21 protein-coding genes are annotated in these 22,781 nt (G+C 66.0%); 9 read left to right on the top strand and 12 right to left on the bottom strand.

Features of this window, described 5'->3' with window-relative positions:
- Positions 1 to 137: 137 nt before the first annotated feature.
- Both ACFWO8_RS29325 and ACFWO8_RS29320 read right to left on the bottom strand, forming a co-directional pair.
- A complete protein-coding gene (locus tag ACFWO8_RS29325; protein ID WP_378969169.1) occupies positions 138 to 1,265 on the bottom strand; it encodes an acyl-CoA dehydrogenase family protein in 1,128 nt (375 codons plus the stop codon).
- Positions 1,266 to 1,274: 9 nt separating this feature from the next.
- Positions 1,275 to 2,438 (bottom strand): acyl-CoA dehydrogenase family protein, encoded by a 1,164-nt coding sequence (locus ACFWO8_RS29320; RefSeq protein ID WP_378969156.1) that lies wholly within the window; start codon positions 2,436 to 2,438, stop codon positions 1,275 to 1,277.
- 70 nt (positions 2,439 to 2,508) lie between these two features.
- Here ACFWO8_RS29320 and ACFWO8_RS29315 point away from each other — a divergent pair, with 70 nt between their 5' ends.
- Entirely contained in the window at positions 2,509 to 3,093 is a 585-nt protein-coding gene (locus ACFWO8_RS29315; RefSeq protein WP_378969149.1) for a QsdR family transcriptional regulator, read from the top strand.
- A gap of 14 nt (positions 3,094 to 3,107) precedes the next feature.
- Here the strand turns inward: ACFWO8_RS29315 and ACFWO8_RS29310 are convergent, their stop codons facing one another.
- Both ACFWO8_RS29310 and ACFWO8_RS29305 read right to left on the bottom strand, forming a co-directional pair.
- Positions 3,108 to 3,308: a hypothetical protein gene (locus ACFWO8_RS29310; protein ID WP_378969144.1), complete on the bottom strand. Its 201-nt coding sequence runs from the start codon at positions 3,306 to 3,308 to the stop codon at positions 3,108 to 3,110.
- Between the two features lie 56 nt (positions 3,309 to 3,364).
- Positions 3,365 to 4,417: a dihydrodipicolinate reductase gene (locus ACFWO8_RS29305; protein ID WP_378969138.1), complete on the bottom strand. Its 1,053-nt coding sequence runs from the start codon at positions 4,415 to 4,417 to the stop codon at positions 3,365 to 3,367.
- Between the two features lie 251 nt (positions 4,418 to 4,668).
- Between ACFWO8_RS29305 and ACFWO8_RS29300 the strand changes: the two genes are divergently transcribed.
- Positions 4,669 to 5,148, top strand: a complete 480-nt coding sequence (locus ACFWO8_RS29300; protein WP_378969194.1) for a MarR family transcriptional regulator — start codon at positions 4,669 to 4,671, stop codon at positions 5,146 to 5,148.
- 42 nt (positions 5,149 to 5,190) lie between these two features.
- Here the strand turns inward: ACFWO8_RS29300 and ACFWO8_RS29295 are convergent, their stop codons facing one another.
- A complete protein-coding gene (locus ACFWO8_RS29295) occupies positions 5,191 to 6,327 on the bottom strand; it encodes an acyl-CoA dehydrogenase family protein (protein WP_378969132.1) in 1,137 nt (378 codons plus the stop codon).
- A gap of 409 nt (positions 6,328 to 6,736) precedes the next feature.
- Here ACFWO8_RS29295 and ACFWO8_RS29290 point away from each other — a divergent pair, with 409 nt between their 5' ends.
- Positions 6,737 to 7,285, top strand: coding sequence for a hypothetical protein (locus tag ACFWO8_RS29290; protein WP_378969125.1), 549 nt, complete (start codon positions 6,737 to 6,739; stop codon positions 7,283 to 7,285).
- A 288-nt stretch (positions 7,286 to 7,573) separates the two neighbouring features.
- Positions 7,574 to 8,071, top strand: a complete 498-nt coding sequence (locus tag ACFWO8_RS29285; RefSeq protein ID WP_378969120.1) for a MarR family winged helix-turn-helix transcriptional regulator — start codon at positions 7,574 to 7,576, stop codon at positions 8,069 to 8,071.
- Positions 8,072 to 8,406: 335 nt separating this feature from the next.
- Here the strand turns inward: ACFWO8_RS29285 and ACFWO8_RS29280 are convergent, their stop codons facing one another.
- Together ACFWO8_RS29280 and ACFWO8_RS29275 are read right to left on the bottom strand one after the other, a co-directional pair.
- A complete protein-coding gene (locus ACFWO8_RS29280; protein ID WP_378969111.1) occupies positions 8,407 to 9,129 on the bottom strand; it encodes a hypothetical protein in 723 nt (240 codons plus the stop codon).
- Between the two features lie 121 nt (positions 9,130 to 9,250).
- Positions 9,251 to 10,741, bottom strand: a complete 1,491-nt coding sequence (locus ACFWO8_RS29275) for a flavin-containing monooxygenase (RefSeq protein ID WP_378969106.1) — start codon at positions 10,739 to 10,741, stop codon at positions 9,251 to 9,253.
- Between the two features lie 814 nt (positions 10,742 to 11,555).
- On the opposite strand from ACFWO8_RS29275, the gene ACFWO8_RS29270 reads away from it, so the two are divergent.
- Positions 11,556 to 12,836: a hypothetical protein gene (locus tag ACFWO8_RS29270; protein WP_378969102.1), complete on the top strand. Its 1,281-nt coding sequence runs from the start codon at positions 11,556 to 11,558 to the stop codon at positions 12,834 to 12,836.
- A 213-nt stretch (positions 12,837 to 13,049) separates the two neighbouring features.
- Entirely contained in the window at positions 13,050 to 13,634 is a 585-nt protein-coding gene (locus ACFWO8_RS29265; protein ID WP_378969097.1) for a DUF6968 family protein, read from the top strand.
- On the opposite strand, the gene ACFWO8_RS29260 is transcribed toward ACFWO8_RS29265, so the two are convergent.
- From ACFWO8_RS29260 to ACFWO8_RS29245, 4 genes are all read right to left on the bottom strand, one after another.
- Positions 13,612 to 13,929 (bottom strand): GYD domain-containing protein, encoded by a 318-nt coding sequence (locus ACFWO8_RS29260; RefSeq protein WP_378969093.1) that lies wholly within the window; start codon positions 13,927 to 13,929, stop codon positions 13,612 to 13,614. The genes ACFWO8_RS29265 and ACFWO8_RS29260 overlap by 23 nt on opposite strands.
- A 227-nt stretch (positions 13,930 to 14,156) precedes the next feature.
- Positions 14,157 to 15,569 (bottom strand): phytoene desaturase family protein, encoded by a 1,413-nt coding sequence (locus ACFWO8_RS29255; RefSeq protein ID WP_378969089.1) that lies wholly within the window; start codon positions 15,567 to 15,569, stop codon positions 14,157 to 14,159.
- 41 nt (positions 15,570 to 15,610) lie between these two features.
- Complete coding sequence (locus tag ACFWO8_RS29250) at positions 15,611 to 17,413, bottom strand: DUF3556 domain-containing protein (protein WP_378969085.1); 1,803 nt, start codon at positions 17,411 to 17,413, stop codon at positions 15,611 to 15,613.
- A 90-nt stretch (positions 17,414 to 17,503) separates the two neighbouring features.
- On the bottom strand, positions 17,504 to 18,946 hold the full coding sequence (locus ACFWO8_RS29245) for a class I adenylate-forming enzyme family protein (RefSeq protein ID WP_378969080.1): 1,443 nt from the start codon (positions 18,944 to 18,946) through the stop codon (positions 17,504 to 17,506).
- A gap of 161 nt (positions 18,947 to 19,107) precedes the next feature.
- Between ACFWO8_RS29245 and ACFWO8_RS29240 the strand changes: the two genes are divergently transcribed.
- Positions 19,108 to 20,382, top strand: coding sequence for a PucR family transcriptional regulator (locus tag ACFWO8_RS29240; protein ID WP_378969073.1), 1,275 nt, complete (start codon positions 19,108 to 19,110; stop codon positions 20,380 to 20,382).
- 44 nt (positions 20,383 to 20,426) lie between these two features.
- Here the strand turns inward: ACFWO8_RS29240 and ACFWO8_RS29235 are convergent, their stop codons facing one another.
- Positions 20,427 to 21,038 carry a hypothetical protein gene (locus tag ACFWO8_RS29235; protein WP_378969069.1) on the bottom strand — a complete coding sequence of 204 codons (612 nt, stop codon included), beginning with the start codon at positions 21,036 to 21,038 and terminating at the stop codon, positions 20,427 to 20,429.
- Between the two features lie 295 nt (positions 21,039 to 21,333).
- Here ACFWO8_RS29235 and ACFWO8_RS29230 point away from each other — a divergent pair, with 295 nt between their 5' ends.
- Both ACFWO8_RS29230 and ACFWO8_RS29225 read left to right on the top strand, forming a co-directional pair.
- On the top strand, positions 21,334 to 21,954 hold the full coding sequence (locus ACFWO8_RS29230) for a hypothetical protein (RefSeq protein WP_378969064.1): 621 nt from the start codon (positions 21,334 to 21,336) through the stop codon (positions 21,952 to 21,954).
- An 83-nt stretch (positions 21,955 to 22,037) separates the two neighbouring features.
- The gene (locus ACFWO8_RS29225) at positions 22,038 to 22,736 is read left to right on the top strand and encodes an aspartyl/asparaginyl beta-hydroxylase domain-containing protein (protein WP_378969059.1); all 699 of its coding nucleotides are present in this window, start codon (positions 22,038 to 22,040) and stop codon (positions 22,734 to 22,736) included.
- The last annotated feature ends 45 nt before the right edge of the window (positions 22,737 to 22,781 follow it).

Genomic DNA, 22,781 nt, shown 5'->3' with positions numbered 1-22,781 from the left:
AAAAACTCCCCGCTCAATCTTTTTTTCACCCGGCGGGTCACTCGGTTTGCCTAGTTTTTTTTTGTGGGGGCCCCCCCCCGCGGGGGGGGGGGGGGGGGGGGGGGGGGGGGGCCCTCCCCCCCCCCCGCGCCCCTGCCTCAGATATCGACCATCTGGTGCTCGCCGAGGCGCCCCGTGAGGTAGCGCAGGTGATCACCGGAGTCGCCGAGGGTGTGCTCGATCGCGGTGAGGCGGGCGGTGTAGTGCCCGACCGGATACTCGGCGGTCATCCCGATACCGCCGTGCATCTGGATGGCCTCCTGCCCGATGTGCCTGCCGGAGCGACCGATTCGCAGTTTCGCGCGAGCGGCGACAATCGGATCGGCGGTGCCGTCGGCCAGCGACATCGACGCGTACAGGTTCATGCTGCGAGCCAGTTCCAGCGAAACGTACATGTCGGCGGCCCGATGGGTAAGCGTCTGGAAACTGCGCAGCGCGACACCGAATTGCTTACGGGTCGAGAGGTACTCGGTGGTGAGCCGCAGCGCTTCGGCCATCGCACCGACCGCCTCGGCGCCGAGCGCGGCCTGGGTGGTAACGGTGATCTCGGCGATGACGGCGGAGGTGTCGACCGGTGTGCCGAGCGGTTCGGCGGGCGCGTCGGCGAAGGTGATGTCGGCACCGCGCCGACCGTCGTGGGTGCGGAAACCTGTCCTGGTCACACCCGTCGCGCTGGGGTCGACGAGGAACAGACCGGTTCCGCCCTCGGGCAGCGCGGCGCTGACGATGAGCTGTTCGGCGCAATCACCGTAGGGCACAGGGTGTTTGCGTCCGGTGAGCTGCCAGGTGTCGCCCTCGCGCACGGCGCGGGTATCGACCGTCGTCGACGGTCGGCGCACACCCGGCTCGGCGTGGGCGAAGGCCAGTCGCAGTGCGCCCTCGGCGATCCGGGGCAGCAGCTCTTTGCGCTGAACAGCCGACCCGGCCTTGCTGATGATCGCGCCCGGCAGCAGCGCGCAGTCCAGTACCGGTTCCGCGGCCAGTGCGCGGCCGAGTTCCTCCATGATCAGCATCGTCTCGATGGGCCCGGCGTCCATGCCGCCATCATCGGCGGAAATGGTCAGCCCTAGCAGCCCGATCTCGGCGAAGGTGGCCCACACCTGGGGGTCCCAGCCGGGTTCGCCTGCGATGACCTCGGCGCGGTGTTCATGGGTGTAGTGGCGCGAGAGCACGCTGCGCACGGTGTCGCGCAGCATGTTCTGTTCGGTGGTGAGTTCGAAATCCATGGCGGTGTCTCACAATCCGAGGATCGTCGAGGCGATGATGCTGCGCTGCACTTCGCTGGATCCTCCGTAGATCGATGTCTTGCGGTAATTGAGATAGGTGGCGGTGCTGCGCCGCGCCCAGTCGGCGGTGTCGCCTTCGCGGGCGAGCGAATCGGAGCCCGCGATGTCGACGAGCAGTTCGGTGACCGCCTGCTGCAGTTCGGTGCCACGCAGTTTCAGAATCGAGGAGACCGGGTCCGGGGTCCCGTCGGTGGTGCCCGCGACCACCCGCAGCTGCACGAGTTCCAGTGCGAGCAACTCGTTTTCGAGTTCGGCGATCCGGGTGGCGAAAACCGCGTCGTCGAGCAGGGTGCCGCTGTCGAGCAGGGTCTGCTTGGCGTATTCCTTGGCCAGCCACAGCCGCACCTTGGTCTGACCGACCGCGGCGATGCCGGTGCGTTCGTTGCCGAGCAGGAACTTGGCGTAGGTCCAGCCCTGGTTCTCCTGGCCGACCAGCTGGTTCGCCGGTACCCGCACGTTCTCCAGGAACACCTCGTTGACCTCGAAACCGCCGTCGATCAGTTCGATCGGGCGCACCGTCACCCCGGGAGAATCCATGGGGAACAGCAGCATCGAGATGCCGGCCTGCTTCTTGGGTGCGGACGGGTCGGTGCGGGCCAGGCAGAACATCCAGTCCGCGCTCTGGGCGGCGGTGGTCCAGGTCTTCTGGCCGTTGATCACGTAATCGTCGCCGTCGCGCACGGCGACGGTGCGCAGCGAGGCCAGGTCGGACCCGGCATCGGGCTCGGAGAAGCCCTGGCACCACCAGATGTCGAGGTTCGCGGTGGCGGGCAGGAAGCGTTGCTTGAGCTCTTCGGAACCGAACTGGGCGATCACCGGCCCGATCATGTTGGTGTTGAACGTGAGTGGTTCCGGCACCGAGGCGAGCTGCATTTCGTCGTGCCAGATGTGGCGCTGCACGGGAGTCCAGTCGCGGCCGCCCCAGGCGGCGGGCCAGTGCGGCACCGCCAGCCCGTGCGCGTTGAGGATGCGCTGGGTGGTGACGATGTCGTCTTTGCTGAGATCGGCCATGTGCCTGGCTCGATTGCGGATGTCGGCGGGGATTTCGCGCCGGAAGAAGGCACGCAGCTCGTCGCGGAAGGCGAGCTCGTCCTCGGTCAGTGCCAATTGCATGGCGAGTATGTTACACAGAGGTCCATATGTTTCAAATAGCAGCCGACGAGCAGCCCCTATGCTGAGCGATGTGACGCGAGTCGAGGGAACCAGAGCGCCGGGACGACCGGCCGCGGCCAGCCGCGAGGATGTGCTGAAGGCCGCGATCGAGGTATTTCTGGCCGGTAAGCGGGTCGACGTGAACGCCATCGCCGCCCACCTCGGCCTGGGCCGGACCAGCATCTATCGCTGGTTCGGATCGCGCGACGGCCTCCTCGGCGCGGCCATCGCCACCCAACTCGAGCGCATGATCGCCCACGCCGAGCGCAACAGCACTGTCACCGGCGGCGAACGGCTCAACGACATCCTCGATCGCACCATCTACTGGCTGGTCGAAGACGATTCGCTGCGCACCTATTTCGACAACGAGTCCACCGCCGCCCTGCGCCTGATCACCCGCAGCGACGGCCACGTCCACCAGGCCGCCGTCGCGATCGTCGATCAGCTCATCGCCCGCGCCGAGGAGCAGGGCTACCGTCCGCCCATCGAGCGCGCCACCCTCGCCTACGCCCTGGTCCGGCTCTGGGAAGCGTTCCTCTACAACGACGCGGTGGCCGGTTTCCGCGGTGACGTGGAGCGATTGCGCCTGGTCCAAGCCGCGCTGCTGCGAGCCTGACCCCCGCAGCCCGACTATCGAGACGCGCCGCCCCATCGCGGCATGACACGGGTCGCCAGACTCGCACCGCGCATCAGCCACGAGAACGACCGCGACGAGGGGCCCGGCGCGATCCCCGCCAGCTGCACGGCATCGAGCAGGTCGTAGAGCGTTTCGCCTTCGTACATCAGATGATCGGCATTGAAGTGGTAGCGGTCAACGGCAGTGCACTGCACGAAACTGTTCGTCGGTGAATATCGACGTCTCCGATCTGAATGCCGAACTCGGGAAATCACTTGCGGGTGGCGAAGTCCGGGTGCGCTCGACCGGTCATCAACGGCAGGTCGAGGTAGGTTTCGATGCCCGGCTCGGCGCGGCACACGTAGGGGATCGAATTCACCAGATGATTGGCGGTGGCGACGATGCCCGGGGTGGTTTCCCCCGGCGTGCCGGAGTTGAATCCGGTGAAGGTCATCAGCGCACTGGGGCTACCCTCGACCGCCACTTCGTAGCGTTCGCCCGCCGACCCCAAAGTCCATGGCGGATCGAGGTTCTCCTCGCCCATCAACCAGTTGACCGCGATCCGCGCGACGGCCACGCCACCGATCACCGCTTCCCACTGGAACCGCTGCGCCGCCACCTCCCCCGGCTCGATGATCCCGATCGGACTGTCGATGCCCGCCGTCGCGACCGCGACCTCGTGCGTGGTGACGATCTCCGCCTCGGTATCGAACCCCATTCCGTCGAGGATCAGTCGCAGCGATTGAATGAAACCGCCGCCGAGAATCTTGAGCATCGGGCCGGACCTGGCGTGCTCTGGCGTGGCGCCGAACCGCATGATGTGTCGCAAGACGTCGGGCGCTTCGTAGTCGCGCATGTCCGAGAACTCTTCTGCCCGAACGAAAGTCACCGCCGAGGTCATTACCGACAGCGCGAGTGGGAACAGATCGGTGATGCCTCCTGGCCCGATGCCGGTGCCGTGCAACGTCACCCCCGCCTCCCGTGCGGCGAGCGCGAGATCGGCGTCGCGGTCGGTCGGCCGGAACCAGCCCATCGGTGTCACCACGTTCTTCCCGGACCGCAGCAGCGCGAGAACCTGCTGCTTGTCCGGAAGAAGCGGCGAGTACACGACGCAGTCCGCCTCGAGCTCGCACAGCGCCGCGGCGTCGGTGGTGGCCACGACCCCCATCGGCTCGCCGCCGAGGAGTTCGCCGACATCACGCCCGTCCTTGGCCGCGGAATGGACCCAGCAGCCGACGAGTTCGAGTTCTGGATGTCGGGCGATGGCCGCGATCGCCGATTTCCCGACGCCGCCGGTCGCCCACTGCACTACCCGATACGTCACATGCGCCCCTAGCTGATCCTCGCCGCGCGGCGGGCCGCGCAGAGCCGACACTGGCTGGATTCCAGACTAGAACACGTTCCAGAATGATCGGGCCGATCGGACCGAACGGGCTCAGAGTCAGTTCGGTGCGGCAGACCGGTCGATTTCGCACCCCGCCGACCCGACAGCGACCGGTCGATGACGTTCCAGCAGATGCGCCCGTTGCCGGATTGCCTCGCACTCCGGGGATTTTGTTCGTAAAGTTCAGCAATATGATCACGCAAGTGCCGGATGTCCGCGCTCTCGCCGATGTGCTTTCCGTATCCGCGGTGCGGCTCGCTCGCCGTCTGCGCCGCCGTCGGGCAGACCCGCACATCTCCCTGTCGCAGCTTTCGGCGCTGTCCGCACTGGTCAGAGAAGGCGCGACGACACCAGGAACCTTGGCTGCCAGGGAAGGCGTACGGCCGCCGACGATGACCCGGGTCATCGCCAGGCTCGCCGAAACGAACCTCATCGATCGCAGTCCGCATCCGACCGACGGCCGCCAGATCATCGTCGCGGCTTCGCCGACCGGTTTGGCCTTCATCGCCGACAAGGCCCTGCCACGAGAGGAATGGTTGACCGAACAGCTGTCCAAGCTCTCGGCCGATGAGATCACCCTCCTGACCAAGGCCGTGGCGATCATCAACCAGATCCTCGTGCCCGGAACACCCGCAGCCGCCGTTGAAGGCGCAGCCCGAACGACCGGCTGATCGCGCTGAACGACTCCCCCGCTACGGTTGTCGCTGAGGCGATCAAGGACTCGTCGGTGGCGTATCGGCGCCGAGCACCTCCCGGCCGATCTCGCCGGCCAGTACCTCGGTCGAGTACGCCATGAGTTGCCCTGCCTCGGCGTCGCGCAGGTGTCGCTGGATCGGCGACCCGCGCAGATAGCCCGAAGCTCCACCCACACGCACACCCAGCTGGGCGACATCCACGGCCACCTTGTTCGCCAGATACTTCGCCCGCGACAGGGTGGAGAAGAAGGCAGGGCTCGCACTGTCGGCTTCGCGCAGACCCTGGTCATAGAGGGCGTGCGCGGCGGCGAGCCGGATCTGCACGTCGGCGACCTCGTGCTGCACCCACTGTTGGTCGGCCAGCGGATTACCCAGGATGATCCGCGACCGCGCGTGCGCGACCAACGCGCCGAGCGCCGCGTCGGCGATGCCGAGGGAGATGGCGGGCAGCCCGGCCGGGATCACCGCGAAATCACCCGGTCCCGGTGCGCGACCTCGGTATTCGGCACGCAATACGGTGTTGTCGAAGGCCAGCAGTTGGCTGCGGGTCGCGCGCAATCCGAGGGTGTCCCAGATGGGGATGATCGATACGGACTCGTCCGGTATCACCCCGAAGAACGTCGGCGCCCCCGAGACCAGCGCGTTCACCAGTAAGTAGTCCGCGATCTCACTACCGGAGACAAACCGTTTCGCACCGCTGAGCGACCAGCCGCCCACCACAGGTTCGGCCACCTGCTGCGGCTGCAGAAAGCGGTTCCCGCTGCCCGGTTCGGACAATGCGTTGGCGAACCGTTTACCCGCGAGGAACTCCTCGGCGAAGAACGACCCCGCCGAGTCGCCGGTCAACTCCGCCAACGCGACGCCCGCACCCGCGTGCATCACCCAGATCGTCGCGGTGGACGGATCAGCCTTCGCCAGAATCCGGACCAGTGTCCCGAACGACTGATAGCTCAATCCGAGCCCACCCAGGCGTCGAGGCAGCACCGCCCGATCGACCTGCGCGTCATGCAGCGCGGTCAACTCCTCGACCGGGATCTCGGCCCGCTCGTCGTAGCCGGCCGCGTCGGCGGCAAAGCCCACCGCCAGTTCGGCCACCCGATCCAGGATCTCCTGTTCGCCCGACTCCCGCGATGAACCGAACTGCGCACTGATCACGAACTACCCTCCGCTCCAACGGGATTCGATCACCGCCACGAGGCCTGCGGAGATCACGTGACCAGGATACGCAGCGCGCCGCGCTACGCCGCGAGATCGGATCGATCACCTATTCAGGATTCGGGAGAATTGCGGGCAAAGCCATTCTGCGACGATATAGAAAACCTTTCCGAAATTAACTATCCAGAGTAAATATCTAATAGCGGATAATGATATTTTCGAGTCACTGAGATTGATGATTTCGACTACAGAGAGATGAGAACGGGCTATATTTCTTAAACACCCATTTTGCGGTTCGACATACCGCCGGACCGTTGCTCGACATTTCCTGGAGATTGCCATGAGATCGACATCCTCTCTGCTTCGTGCCGGCATTATTGCTCCGGTGGCCATCGCCACTGTCTTTTGTTTGGCTGCACCAGCAAATGCCGCCACCGTCAGCGTGAACTGGACCTGCAAGGGCACGGTCTTCGGTATCGGCCAAACCTCGAACATGACAGCAACGGTCACCAGTACCGCGCCGAGCTCGGCGGCGTCGGGTTCCGCGGTGGCCATCACCATCGCACCGGGCGCCTCGTCGGTTCCCAGTTCGGCCTCCGGCTTCACCGTGAACAACGTCAGCAACATCAAGATGACCATTCCGACTCCGGCGAATTCGACAGTGGTCTCGGCTACCGTCTCCGGGGGTAGCACAGCAGGCACCGTCGCCGTTTCGGGTGGGAATGCCGTACTGACCGTGCCGGGTCCGATCGCCGGCGGCACCAGCTACACCCCACCCGCGGTGACGCTCAACGTCACCGCGGGCGCCGCCGGAACGCCGATCACCAGTAAGTACGCGGGGACCAGCTACACCAGTCCCGGCATGACCATGACGACCAACATCGCCTTGGTCGGCAATGTCGCCACCTCCTGCTACCCGAACCCGTCTCCGACCCTCACCACCACAACTGTCACCTAGCCCGCAGACAGGTGCCACGGCGTGATGGTCCGCGCCGGCGCCCGTGGCGAAGATGCCTGGACCGGGTTGTGTCAGCAGCCCGGTCCAGGCTCACCCGAGCCGAACCGGTTGACCACTGTTCCCGATAGTGGTTGCCCCGCTTCAGGTTTGGTGTCGTGTCAGGCACTTCGACCGAATATCACGATGCGCAGTATCGCATCGTCGGCTGTGTCGTACAGTGCATGTCCGACACCGCTACGGACGCTTCGACGGCCGCGGCGATGTCCGCTTTCGTGATTGGGAAACCCTGTGTGCTCGAGGACAACCGAACCCGCCCGGATCTCGGTCGAGCTCAAAAGGGCCCTGGAGTTCTATCACGGAACCGTCGAGGATCTGATCCGCGAATTGATCAGAGTGCTCGGCCTCAACGAGACCGATCGGCGCGCACTGGAGATCGTCCTGCTCGAGGAAGAGAAGGTTACGACGCCGGGCATGCTGGCCGAACGGCTCGGCCTCACCGCGGCCGGCGTCACGATCATGCTCAACAGGCTGGAGAAGCAGGGCTACATCGCCCGCTCGCTGCACCCGACCGATCGTCGTCGCGTGATTGTGATGGCCACCGAACTCGCGGCCCATCGCGTGCAGGAACTCGTCGTACCCATGATCGTCGAGAGCTACAAGATGTTGCTGAACTATTACGACTCCGCCGAACTCGAAATAATCGCCGACTTTCTCAACCGCGCGGGCGAACTGCAACTGATCCACCGGCAACGGCTGCGCGATGTCAATCCATACTCGAGACCCTGAAACCTCGATAACGATCACCTTGCCTATGTTCCCGGACTTTGCTTTTCGCATATCGAGGGAGAAAGCGGTAGCTGGATGGAAACCGTCGACAACAGCGAAGATCAAGTGGCAGAGCCGGACATCAATGCTGAGCCTCGGCCTCGAATTCTGCGGTGGTTCGGTAGGCCGTCCGCGGCGCCATCGGCCGATCGGTTCCGGCGGCAGATGTCACGTGCGGGTGTGCTGGCTGCGTTGGTGACCACGGCGATCGGGATAACGCTGCTGATTCGGGCGGATTCGAGCCCATCAGCGCAGGCGAACAACGCGGCAGCGTTCTCGGGCGAACCCACTTCCGACTACAGCGCTATCGGCCAGTCCAGCGTGACGAACACGAGCCCGATAGCCGGCACACCGAGCGAGGTCCCTGTACCGGTCGATGTCGCGGGCACCGACACGGCTACCGATACCGGGACCGCCCAACCGCCCGCCGATTCCACCGAACCCGGGACCAGCACGGCCACTACGACAGAATCGACGACAGCCACGACAACGGATGGCGCGGCCACGAACTCGACGGTTGTGTCGGTGAGCGCGAGTTTCTCTGCCACGGCGAGCCTTTCGGTCCAGGCCACGTCCAGTGTGCAGGACCCGGATACAGTCACCTCGACCTCGGCATCCACCGTGACCGTCACCATGCCACCGACGGATCCGTCGACGGTCACGGTGACAGCCGATCCGAGCACGGTGACGGTGTCGGCTGATCCGTCGACCATCACCGTCACGTCCGACACTGCGACCACCACAGTGCCGACCAGCACCACGACGACCACGATTCCAGCGAGTTCGACCACGACATCCAGGTCACCGGAGGTGTCCACAACACCCTCGGCGCCGACGACCACAGCGACGCGGCCTACGACGACCACAGCACCGACGACCACAGCGACGCGGCCTACGACGACCACAGCGCCGACGACCACGGCGACGCGGTCTAGGACGACCACAGAGCCGTCGACGAAGCCCCCGACGACGAAGGCGGCGCGTCCGACGACTCCGTCGATCGCGCATCCACCGACCACCGCCCCCTCCGGTCGATGATCAGTCTGCGACCGGCAACCGGGCCCCGGGCCATGCGCGGGGTAGAGAACCATCGCTGTTCGTCCTGCGCGGCGGCGATGAGCGTGCCGAGACGTCGAACTGCTAGGGAGCTCCAGCGTTCGCGGCCGCCTGCGCGAACGAGGCGCTTGGATCGCATTCGGAAATCGCGTGTTCGAACTCGCTGACAGTTCCGGGCCAAGCATTGGTGATCGTGCCGTCTGCGCGCTTCCACCAGGCCGTCGCCACACCATCGCGCCAAATGGTCTGGGCGAGAGCACGATCCAGACGGTCGAGGTAGGTCGCCATGGCCCGCTCGGTCACCTCGACCGGTGCACCCGAAGCGGAACTGAGGGCCAGACAATCCATGATGTACCGGGCTTGATGCTGCTTCATCGACGGGTTGCTGTTCGAGGGAGTGAACGAGTGTGGGCCCGCGATCATGTAGAGATTCGGAAAGCCTCGTACCGCGAGCCCGTAGAAGGCGGTCGGTCGTCCTTGACGCCGCCACTGGTCGTGCAGGTCCACCCCGCCACGGCCACGGACTTGCACCCCGCCGAGAAACGCCGACGCACGGAATCCCGTGGCCCACACGATGACATCGGCGCGGCGCTCGGTGCCGTCGACGGTGCGTATCCCGTCGGGGCCGAGCCGATCGATGTGATCGGTTACCAGTTCGACGTGTGGCTGAGTCAGCGCCGGAAAGTATCCGCTGTCGAGGAGCACACGCTTCTCCCCGATCCGGTAGTTCGGTGTGAGTTTCGCCCGCAGGTCGCGATCGCGTACCTGCCGCCGAAGATGGCCCCGCGCAGCCAGTTCGGCCGGTCCCGCTGACCACCCTGCGCGCATGATCGGTGCGAGCACCAGGTCAGCGGCGTGGTAGATCCCTGCCCGATACAGCTTGTGCAGGCCGGGCACATGCGTCAGTGCCCACCGCGAGATCGGGCCGAACGCCGCGGCCGGTTTCGGCAGCACCCAGCACGGGGAACGCTGATACACGGTGACACCGGCTGCGGTGCGGGCCAGCTCGGGAATCATCTGTGCCGCTGAGGAACCCGTGCCGACGACCGCGATCTGCCCGCTCAGGTCCGCGGTGTGGTCCCATCGCGCGGAATGGAACGCACGACCGCCGAAGAGCTCCGCTCCGCGCAACTGCGGAATGGCCGGTCGGTGCAGTTGGCCGAGGGCCCACACGACCGCGTCGGTGTGGATCAGGTCCCCGGTGTTGGTGCTCAGCGTCCAGGTGCGGTCTGTGTCGGAGTAATGGGCGCTCACCACGGAGGCATTGCAGCGTAGATGCGCGCGTAAACCGTTGCGGTCGGTGATCTCCCGCATGTAGGTCAAGATCGCCTGCTGGTCCGGATAACGCACCCGGGCGTCTCGGTAGGGGTCGAAGTCGAAGCTGTACAGGTGCGCGGGCACGTCGCATGAGCACCCCGGATAGGTGTTCTCCCGCCACACCCCACCGACCTCGGGTCCTTCCTCGAGGATCAGGAAGTCGCGCACACCGGCCTGTTTCAGCTGTGCGGCCATCGTGAGCCCGCCGAACCCGGCCCCGACGACAACGACATCGTGGGTGGTCGTCGGCCCGGTCATAGCCGCACCCGGAAGCTGCCCGACCGCGTGGAACCGGCCCCATTGAGGCACGCGAGAATGACGAGTACATCTAGTGTGGTCATCGCAGAGTTCTCCAAGTGTCTGCATCTGCTCTGTGCGCGGTGGCGACCGCTGCGCAGAGTGTTATTCGGGTGTCTCCCCGTGCTCGCGGGGAGACACCCGATCCGGTATCCGAAGAGAATGTGCGCCACAGCATCGGCGCGACCTCGGCTCTTTTTCGCGAGCCGAGCAGTTCACAACAACCGCTCTGCCTTCAGCACGGCGGGCGGTCCACACCCACCAGCAACGGCAATCATTCAGCAATCGTTTCGTCCGATAGGTGTCCGTCGGTCGAGTCGGGGTGTCGCCATATTTCGGGCCGCGGCATGACTCCACCGAGCGGGTTTCGGTGTAGCCGACGAGGTCGGCGAGGGTGAGCGTCGCGCCGATATTGCAGAAACGGCGTCCGACATGTGCGCGTTGCGACAGGAGGCGATGCGGCTCGCCTCGACCGGCAAGCCGGTCGAGGCGAGCTCTTCCCCGTGCACCCACGCGCCGCCGCCACGTCGCGGGGCGTGATCCACCCTAGGCCCTTCGGCATCTCGATCACGGGAGCCGCGCCAGCCACGATCGCTTCGAACGAATGGACCCGCCACGGCGCAATGACATCGTTCGACGGGTCTTTCCGCGGGCCGGCCGGTGCGCGACTCGGCGACGAACGATGAGCCGTGTCACAGCCCGCGTGTCGGCCGATCGCCGAGCGTGCTCGCTACGAACAACCAGGAGCTCTCAGATCCATCGAGTTAGGTGATCCATGACAACCACAGTGGGAATATCAGCAGAGTTCGCAGTCATCCGTGGGGTACTGCTGTCCAGCGCGCAGGCGGCACGACCCGAGGTCCTGCTGTCGGTCGAGCAGCGAGTCGACCAGGGCGGGTCGGTCGTCAGCACACTGGACGCCCTCACCGAGGCGGAGCCGTGCATCGCGGACGCCGCCGTGGCCTACCACACGCCGCAGGACCGGAAGAAGCTCGTCTCGCAGCTGGCATCCGGAAGATGGCAGACATCGTCGTTGGTTTCGACCCGATCGGCGATGTTCGCGCTGGTCGGTGGCACGCCGGAGCTGGACGAGTTCAGAACCGTGGTGTTACTGAACTTCGCCGATCGCACCGCGACCGCGGTAGTGGTCGGGGCAGATCGTGGGCAGATCCTGGCGTCGGACTCCTGGACCGCCCCGTTCGGCGTCGGCACCGCGCCCGATGATCCCACCGGGGCGTTCGACGCGGACCCGATGAGCGAGACGATCGGTCGGGTGCGGTCGATGCTCGCCTCGATTCCGACGCATCCCGGCGTGATCGCCCTCTGCGGCTCGGCGGCGGCCGAACCCGACATCGCGGTCTTGCGGGACGAGCTCGCCGCACCCGTTGTCCTCCTGCCGGACTTTGCCGATGCTACGGCGCGGGGAGCGGCGCTGATAGCTGCCGAACAGGCGCGTAACCAGTCCGCCGCACCATTGGCAGAGCCCCGGCACCCCAGACGGCTACCTCTCGCTGCTGCAGTCGCCGCGGCGCTGCTCGTCACGTCCGGATTCGCGGTGACACACGTACTCGACGACAGCCCATCAGCAATGAACGCAGGCTCTGCCGACACGACCAGACCTTCGCCGCCGTCGAATTCAGCAACAGTCATCGAGCCCACGACCGATGCGCAGGTTCCGATCTCGCCTGCGGACTCTGCGCCACCACCGGCTCCCATTCCGACTCCGGCACCACACCCCGACCAGGTGTCGGTCGCCCCCGCTACTGCGGCGCCATCAGCGACCGCCCCGCCCCCTGCTCCGCAGCAGAATGGGGAGGAACCCGCTTGGATTCCCACCCCTACCGCGAACCCGACAGCTCCATCCACACCGCTGGACTCACCGCAACCGACCACACCGAGCGACCCGACGACACCGACAAAGGTCGGCGCCCCCGACTCGAACGGGCTGTTCCCCGGAGAATCCCCGCGCCCGCCTGCGGGCGCGGACCCCGCAGTGGAACGCGCATGGTGGGACAACCACTGGAACCTGAAGCAACGTTGGTTGCACGGCGGCTGAAGTCGACGCCCACAGCACCCATCCATGCCTCCGTGCGCAGCGAACTCCGTCCGCCTTGCCCACCACCCGATGCGAGGCGGGTTCCACCGAGCATGCAGCGCAACACCCGCCCCGCCGCCCAACCCTGACGTGCTGCGCTCGACAACTGCTGCAACACGCGACCGCTGCTCGTCACCCACGACCGGCGACCGCGACAATATTCTTGGAGGATCTGTGAACAGCGAACCCGTCGAGCTAGCTATAGCCAGCACCGTCAAAAACGGCGACCGTGAGTTGCGCATCGAAATCGCCGAACCCCAACAGGACCACACGACGCGAAGCTGGCAGTGCACCTACCGCGTCGAGGGCGCCCGGGCACACATAGCCCACGGCCCGGACCGGCTGGCCGCCATCTACGCCGCGATGATCGACATCCCGAACGCAGCAGCCCGAGCTAGCTCGGGCCGCCCAGCCGAATCGGACCGATCACGAGTACGTGTAGGTCCGCGACAACGCGTCGGCAACTCCACCGGATCCGCGACGAAGGCGCGCGAGTTCGGCCCGCATCTGGCGGCACGGGCCGTCCACACCGCCGAGGGGCCGGTGGTGATCACCCTCGGACGCCCTCGCCAAGACCCCGATCGTCCGCATACCTACCTGTGCCCCTTCCGTATCGATGATCGCACCGAAGCCTTCGGGCAGGGCATGAACGAGGTCCACGCTGTGATGTCGGCGATCCGCGGTGTGGGCGCCATCCTGGGCATACCGCTGGACTGGCCCATGCCGAGCACGCCGGCTACGCGGGCGGCCGATAGGTAACGTCTCTGGCTATCGCTTCGTCGATCTGCTCAGGAGTAAGCAGACCCACGGTGTGCGACACCGCCGCACCAGCAGCCGCGGTGCGAATCGCGAGTGCCGCGGCCGAGACATCGTCCGGGACATCACCGATGACGAATAGGTCGTCGTCGCCGAACGCGAAATAACACGCTTCTACCCGACCACCCACGCTCTCCACCATTTCGGTGATGGCCGCGCGGCGGGCACTGCCGCCCTGGGCCAGCAGGCCTTGTGCCCCCTCTTGGAGATAGCTGACGCGCCACATGTATTTGGGCATACCTAACGGCCTCCTCTGATCCGGGCGATCTGGGCGAGACCGACCCTACGTGCCCGCCACCCCCTGAACGCTCCAGGTCGAACACCGTGGTCGCAATGATGCGGCAACGTAACTGCGGCGATATCGGAAATCACGGCGAGTATCCTCGGCGCGCCGGAAACCCTCCAGAACGCGAGGCACCTGCATCGCGGTCGTGCACCGCATCGTCGATGACGACGACAATGTCGTCAGCGCAGCCGCCGCATCGCTCGTTCTGCGGCATTGGCACCGCACATGCCGTGCGCCCCGGGGCCGGGCGGGGTCGCCGCCGAGCACAGATAGTGTCCGGGTAGGCCGATATCGTAGGGCTGCAAGGTTTTTCGTGGGCCGAATAGCAGCTGCGGGATGTTCTTGGCGCCGGTCATGATGTTGCCGCCGACGTAATTGGGGTTGTAGTCGGCGAATGCTGTTGTGGTGCGGGCGGTCAGGCCGACTACGCGGTCGCGGAAGCCTGGTGCGAAGCGTTCGATCTGGGCGAAGATCGCTGCGGTGGCGTCGCCGGTGTAGCCGTTCGGGACGTGCGCGTAGGTCCATATCGGGTGTATCGAGCCCACCGACCGTTGCGGGTCGGCGAGGTATTGCTGGCCTACCAGTACGAACGGGCGCTGGGGCATCCGTCCCGCGTGGATGTCGCGTTCACCTGCGGCGATCTCGGCGAAGGAGCCGCCGAGGTGTACCGTGCCTGCGCGGTGGGCGGACTCCGTCGTCCATGGGATGCCGCCGTCGACCGCGAAGTCGACCTTGAAAGCGCCTGGCCCGTAGCGGAACCGGAGGTAGGCACGGGCAATCCGCGTGGGGAGCTGATCGCCGAGGATCTCCGCGACCGCTGTCGGTGCGAGATCCCAGATGGTGATATCGGACAGTGGTAAGTCGGCCAGCGAGCGCACCCGGACGGAGGTCTCGACCTTTCCGCCGTGATCGGCCAATACCGCGGCCATGCTGTCGGCGATCTGCTGGGATCCGCCTGCCGCGACCGCCCAGCCGTATCGGTGTCCGGCGGTCAGAATGCCGAGCCCGATGCTGGCACTCAACGGGCGCTCGAGTGGGTGGAAGGCGTGGGCGGCAACGCCGCCGAACAGGGCGCGTCCCGCTTCGGTACGGAAGGCTCGCGCCAGCAACGTGGCGGGCGCGGTCGCCGGAATGCCGAAGCGCGCCAAGCGGATCGGGTGCCGGGGCATCCGCAGCAGGGGGCGCATGATGTCGGCGCCGATCTCGTCGTAGTTCGCGACCGGGCGTTCGAACAGTGTGCGCCACAGCCGTTCGTCGGCGCCGAGGCCCGTGGCGGTCTCGGCGACCGAGCGGTGCAGCACTCCGGCGGTGCCGCCGTCGAGGGGATGGACGCAGTCGAGTTCCGGCCACGCCCAACGCAACCCGTACCGTTGCAGGTCGACGCGCCGCAGGAACGGCGACCCCACGGCCATCGGGTGGATGGCCGAGCAGTGGTCGTGCAGCAGACCGGGCACAATCGCCTCACTCGAGCGGGTGCCGCCGCCGATCGTGCCGGCCGCTTCGAGGACCGTCACCTCCACGCCCGCCAGAGCCAGGGTGATAGCTGCGGCCAGCCCGTTGGGGCCACTGCCGACCACTGTCGCCGTTGTCATCGACTTTCCTTTCCTTGCTCGAGATAACTTGCGGTACCGAGCTATTCGGCCCGGACCACCGCGTCCTGGTGCGGCGCGCCGGTGACGTCTTCACGCCGCCAGGTCACCGTGAGGGGAATGGGCCCGTCCGGCAGCCACGGCATTGCCTCTACCGCGTCGGCGACCTCCCATGTCCCGCGTTCGATGACGCCCAGCGCCGCGTCGACCACCATGTACTCCTGAGTACTCTTGTGGACCGGTTGCGACTCCACCCACACCACGATCCATTCTCCCGGGGCGAACCCGACCCGTGCCTGGACCGCGTCGATCAGGTCGAGGTTGTGCAGGTGGCCGTCGCCGAAGTTGAAGCCGATCAGCGAGTTACAGGCGAACTCGGCCTCGCGCACGGTCCAGCGATCGATGTCGGGAAGATGCTTGTACAGCAGGGAGAACAAACCGCGGCCCTGACTGTGCATGGAACGCCAGGCGATGGTCTGCTGCATGGTGATCTCGGCGACCGCAGGCGGATATCCCATGGCCAGCAGTTGGTCGACCTGGTTGTCGGCGGGGCGGTGGGCGATGGTGTTCAGCTTCGCCTCCGCGCCCGGCGCGAATGCCCACAACGCCGAGGCCCAGTTGCCTGCGTACTGGCGCATGGACGGCAGGAACGACACCAGATCGGGGCGCAGATTGCCCAGCACCGGGAAGAAGGCGAGCCCAGCGGCTATCGCCACCGTCAGCCACGGAGACGACATGTCGAATACGCCGTAGCCGCCCGAATTCGGGAAACCGAGGAAAAGGAAGACTGTGAGGTAGGCGAACAGGATGTTCCACTCCAGCGGCACGGCCAGCGAGAAGGTGGAGGTGATGAACAGGTGGAAGATCACCATCATCGCGACACCGGCCAGGGTCAGCCAGTGGTTCGTCGAGAACAGCAACACGATCGGGGTGAGAACCTCCACGGCGGTACCACCGACGTGGGCCAGGTACGAAGCGACCCGTGAAGGTCGGATATCGCGCGGAAAGTCCCGGTAGTGGGCGCGTTTGATCGACCGGAACGGCATGGCCGGACTGTTGGACACCATCGGCGGCACCACATTGGTGAAATGCTTGCCGAACTTGGAAACTCCCGCGCCGACCCACACGATCACGATCAACAGCTTGGCCGCGACGATCATGTCGGTGAACGGCAGCACCGCGAAGAACAGCAGCGCCGGCAGGTACTGCTCGCCGCGAGCCGACAGGAAGATCGTCTTGTCCCGCAGCCCGCACAGGATGTAGAGCACAATCGGCGCGATCAACAGCGCGGGCCGAACCAGCCCGGATGTGTTGTGCGGCAGTGCTTCCAGTAGCGAGGCAGTCGTTCGGCCCGGTGCTACCAGGGCGACCACCAGCGAGGCGATGAAGCCGAGGTACAGGCCCACATCGACCACGGTGCGCGAGTCACCGTCGGTGAACGGCACCCGATACCACGGCCGCAGACGGATACTTCCCAACCGGGCGAAATACAGGATGCCGCCGGTCATCGGCTTGAACTTGCCCGCCAGCGGCCCCCAGGAGCCCGCGACTCCGACGGCTTCGAGCAGCACTGTCCACAGGACCAGCTTCTGGTACACGACCGGCTGGTTCCACCACTGCGCCACATCCCAGAACGGGCCGGTACCGGAGGTCGCCGTCGCGATCGCGACACCGCCGACGATATAGAGCACGAGCACTTTCGCGAGGTACACGGTGTGGATCATCTTCGGCGTGCCGAATCCGTATTCCGCCCAGTGCAGCGCCAGCGTTCGAATACGTTCGCGCAGTGGCAAATCCAAGAATGTCTCGGTGTCAACCGGCGGGAAATCTCCCGTCTTGAATCCCATGGCTCGATTCCTTTCTCCCTGCTTCCGGGCGCGAGCGACCGCGACCGAAAGGTGGTCCTTCGTTCGAATTGAGTTGCGGTGCAGAACAGCTCAGACGCGTACGGCCATGACCCGCAGCTGCCTCTTGTCGATCTTGCCCACCGGATTACGCGGCATCTCCTCGGTCAACACGATCGCGGCGGGGACCTTGAACGCGGCGAGCTCGGCACGGCAGTGCTGGGTCAGCTCTTCGACGGTGACCGTGGCCTGTGGCGCGGTCACCACGTGGGCGACCGGCACCTCGCCCAGCACGGCATCGGGCACGCCCACCACCGCGGCTTCGTGGACGGCCGGATGCCGGTAGAGCGCGTTCTCGATCTCCTTGGGGTAGAGGTTCTCGCCGGCGCGGATGATCATGTCCTTGATCCGGTCGACCAGGACCAGGTAGCCGTCGTCGTCGAAATAGCCGACGTCGCCGGTGTGCAGCCAGCCGTCCACCACGGTTTCGGCGGTTTCCGTCGGCTTGCCGAGATAGCCGCGCATCACATTCGCCCCGCGAACGACGACCTCACCGGGTTCACCGGGTGCCGACAGCGCGCCGTCGGCACCCATGATCGCCACCGTCTGGCCGGGCAGCGGCAGCCCGACAGTGCCCGGCTTCCGTTGGCCCGCTGGCGGATTGAGAGTCGACGCGCAGGTCCCCTCGGACAGACCGTAACCCTCGACGATCGGCACATCGAAGCGCTGCTCGAACCGGGCGATGAGCTCAGCGGGCATAGGCGCGGCACCGCAGATCGCCAAGCGCAACGAGGAACTGTCGGGGCGGGGACCTTCGGGCTGGGCCACCAGCATCGCGTAGATGGCCGGCACCGCGGAGAAATAGGTGGGCCGGACCCCTTCGACCGTGTCGAAGAACCCGGAGGCGGAGAACTTCCCGGCGATGGTGGCGCGCCCGCCGGCCAGCAGTGGCGACAGCACACTGACCACGATGCCGTTGACGTGGAACAGCGGCAGGATCAGCAGGCTGTGGTCGGTCTCGTGCAGACCGATCGAGTCGATGATCATCGCGCACATGGCGGCGAGATTCTCGTGGCCGAGTAGCACCCCCTTGGGCTTGCCCGTGGTGCCGCTGGTGTAGATGATCAACGCCAGGCCGTCGGCCGATGTGGCCGCGGCGATCATGCCCGCATGCTGCGATAGTGCCGCGACGTCGAGAGTGACTGCGGCCCTGCCGGGTTCGCCGATGACTACTTCGGCGCCCGAGTCCTCGATCTGGAACCGGATGTCGTCGTCGGTGAGCCCGGGATTCACGGGAGTGACCGCGGCGCCGAGCCGCCAGGCCGCGAACAGGGCAACCACGAGGTCAACCCGGTTGGGCAGCATGACCGCGACGACGTCGTCGGGCCGCACCCCCGCGCGGTGCAAGACCGAGGCGGCGGTGTCGACCCGAGCGCGGAACTGCGCGTTCGACAATGAGTCGGTGTCGTCGGCGATGCAGTGACCGTGCGGGTCGGCAGCGGCTCTGGCCTCGGGCAATTCGGCGATGTGTCGCATGATTCCTCACCGGTAGTGAATGTGATCTGAGTTACATCACTCACGGTAGGACGCGGATTCGCCGCCGACTACGGGCCCGCGGCCCAGCGTTGCGGCGCGGTGTTGTGCCACGAGCACAAACACCGCCACACAGCCGAGAGCCGGGGGTACTGTCTGCGGCCATGGCCCACGACAACGATCTACTGGTGCGTGCGGTGGCGGGCCGGATCAAAGCCGACCTGGACCACCTTTCACCACGCATGACCACGATGTTCACCGAGGTCATCCCCGAATTCCGGCACGACGACGAAGTTCGCAGGCTGATGGTGGCCAGCACCGAGTCCAACCTCTCCGCGATCCTGGACATTCTCACCCTGGCCATCGGCCTCGACGACATCACCGTCCCACCGGCCGCCGCCGAGTACGCCCGCCGCTTCGCCCAGCACGACCTGGCGCTCGAGGCGATGCTGCGCGCCTATCGGCTCGGCGAGAACATGTTCGTCCAGTGGACGATGGCGCTGCTGGCCGAGCTGAACCCGGCCACCGACGTCGCGCTGGCCACCGCCGCACGCATCGCCGATCTGGTCAACAGCTATATCGACCAGGTGATCGAGGGCTTGATCGACATCTACGAGAGCGAACGCCGCCGCTGGGACGCGCGCACCGACGCCGCCCGCGCCGCGCAGGTACGCGCTGTCGTCGACGCCGACGACCTGGATGTGAGCTCGGCCGAGCAGATGCTGTCGGCCTCCCTGCGTGGCTGGCACCAGTTCGCGATGCTGTGGACACCGCCCGGAACCCGCGATCCACGGGCGCCCCTGCGCGCGGGCACTGCCCTATTGGCGGCCGCGACCGGCAAGACACCGATGACCGTCGAGGTCGATGATCACAACCGGTGGGTGTGGATCTCGTCGGTGGCACGACCGGTGCTCGACACCGAACAGCTCGCCCGCGACCTGCGTGCCCATCCGAATCTGTCCGTCACCCTGGGTGATCCAGCGACCGGGCTCGAAGGATTTCGCCAGACCTTCCGCGACGCACAGCAGGCCCGTGCCGTCGCGCTGACCGTGCGGGGGCACGGACTGACCGTCTATTCCGACGTGGCATTGGCGGCCTTGTTCGCCGACCGGGTCCCCGAGATACAGAGATGGGCCGGGCGCGTACTCGGCGCGCTGATGGGCACCGACGACACGGCCGTACGGCTACGCGAGACCGTTCGCGCGTTCCTCGACGCCCGCGGCAGCTACACCGACGCCGCCGCCCGGCTGCACGTCCACAAGAACACCGTCCACTACCGGGTGCGCCGAGCCGAGGAGCTACTCGGCCATCCCATCAGTGAGCGCAGGCTCGACATCGAGGTGGCCCTGCTGACCTGCGCCCAACTGGGAATACCTCCTGGCGACCACCGCCGAGTCCCTCGCACCTCGGCCGAGACGAAAGCGGACGACGCAACCTGACATCGCACCCGGCAGAGTGCGGCAGCGCCGCCCTTTCGTGTGGGTCAGGGTTGACCGCTGACTACGGCGGTGACGGCGTCGAGGAAGGGCTGTCCGCCCATGGCATAGCCGCCGGCGATCGCGCCGAGGACCAGTCCGACGGGGCCGGTGACGATGCTGAGGAAGCCGAAGCCGAGCACGGTGCCGATGAGCCCGCCGAGGATGCCACCGGCGACCACGCCGACGACGTTGCGGTTGATCTCGTTCGTCAGCTGGGACATCGGGCTGATGGTCTGTATCTCGCCGATCTCGGTGGCGCTCGCCTGCGGGGCGAGGACGAGGTGGTGACCGTTGTCGGAGATCGTCTGCGCCACCCGCATTGTCGTGCCGGAGACCTGGTAGGTGAGCGGGATACGGGTAACCACGGCGCCGGAGTCGGAGGTGAGGGTGACCGCGGCGTTGTCGTCGGTGGTGGTGAAGGTGCCGCCGGCGACGGTGGTGGTCAGCACGCGGGAGAACTCGGTGAGGGTGGCCTCGTAGTGCACGGACTGGTCGACCCCGGACGCGGTGACGCCCTGGGGAGTCGGCGCCACCGGCTGCGCGGCGGCGGCCCCCGCGCCGATCCAGACGGCGGTACCGACCACAAGCGCGGTGACAGGGAAGTGACCGAGATTCATCAGGGATTTCCTTTACGCATGACGAAGACTGCGCGGCCGATCGGTGTGCCGCTGTCGGGCACGAACCTTGTTGTCCGCGAGTGAGATCGGGCAGACCCTAGCACCCTTTTTCGTCGGATAGTGATCCCTGTCGAATTGGGCGATGGACCAACTTTTCGCTGTAAAAAGATGCGGATTCACAATTCGACACGCCCGTATGCGGGCGTGTAAGAACTGTCAGACAAGTGGGGTGTCGGTCGGGACGTCCAGCGGATGAGTAGGGACAACACAGATGGCGCGTCGGAAGAACTTAGCCGTGGCTGGCGTGTCGGTGGTGGCGGTGTTTGCCCTGGCAGGGACCTTCTACGGTGCGCTTTCCGTCATCGCGGGGTTCAGTGCGCGGGTGTCCGGACCGCCCGACAATGACTCTGCCGCAACAACTTCGCTGACCGAGGTTTCGGCAACCCAGCCGCTGGGTAGTTATACCGAGCTACCCGGCGGTGTCGCATCCACACTGAGTAAGTCGGTGACTCGGATTCCCCGGGTGGATCTCAGTGTCGGCGATTGCGTGAATTTGGGCGCGAGCTCGGCCGACATTCAGCAGGCCGCGTGTGGTGGCACCAATTCTCACTACAAGGTGACGGAATTGGCGTCCGCGGGCGGCCAGTGTCCGGGCGACGTCGACCGCTCACAAACTCGGACGCTTCCTGGCGGCGTGGACGAGACCCTCTGCCTCGACATCGATTGGACAGTCGGCGGCTGCATCGATCTGGCCGGTGGCGGGGTCAGGCACGTGGAATGCACTGCCCCCGTTCCCGGTCGGCTCCGCGTGCTCGAGGTCCGACACGACACCACGGACGTCAACTTCTGCACGGCGGGCGACCGCGGTGTCGTCTACGACCAGCGCCGCTACGTGGTCTGCGTCAGCTCGCGCTGAGTGTCGTAGACCTGCTACGCGCGTGCGGCTGACGCGCCGGGACGGCCCTTCGCACCTGGTTCATCGCGCCATAAACTCGCCGCATGCATCCGATGCTGTTCGCGCTCAGTCAACTGCCGCTGCGATGCGTCAACGCTGCGCTCGACCTGCATGTCGGCGGGCGCCACCGCGAGGTGTTCTTCGACATCGACAAGACCTACCCGGCGCTGCGGGAGATCGACCGCAATGCCGACAGCATTCGCGCCGAGCTCATACCACTACTGTCGGACTGGCAGGAACTGCCGGAATATCACGAGGTCGACGCCGCGCAGACGCGCATTTCCTCGTCGACGCCGCATCGCTGGAAGGTGTTCCTTCTGTACGCGATGGGCGAGAAGCCGGCAGGCAACCGGCAACGCTGCCCGCGGACCTGTGTGGTGATCGACGGCATTCCCGGCTTGTTCCAGGCCTTCTTCTCGATCCTGGAAGGTGGCAAATCGATCCCGGCCCATTGCGGGCCCTATCGCGGCTACCTGCGTTATCACCTGCCGCTGGTCGTGCCGGCCCGCAATCCACCGAGTATCCGGGTCAAGGACATCACGCATACCTGGCGCGAGCGGGAAAGCATCCTCTTCGACGACAGCTGGGAGCACGAGGTCCACAACGACGCGGATGATCTGCGCGTGGTCCTCATCGTCGACGTGCTGCGCCCGCTGCCGCTCCCCTTCCAATCCCTGAACCGGCTGGTCAGCGTGTTCATCCGCTACCTGTACGGCCGGGGTCTCGTGAAGAACCTCCGTTGAGGAGCGACATCGTCTGACAGGAAGCTCGACTCGGCGAGCCGACTG

This window comes from Nocardia sp. NPDC058480, from assembly GCF_042720495.1.
Classification (GTDB): domain Bacteria; phylum Actinomycetota; class Actinomycetes; order Mycobacteriales; family Mycobacteriaceae; genus Nocardia.
This window is presented reverse-complemented; position numbering and strand designations above follow the sequence as displayed.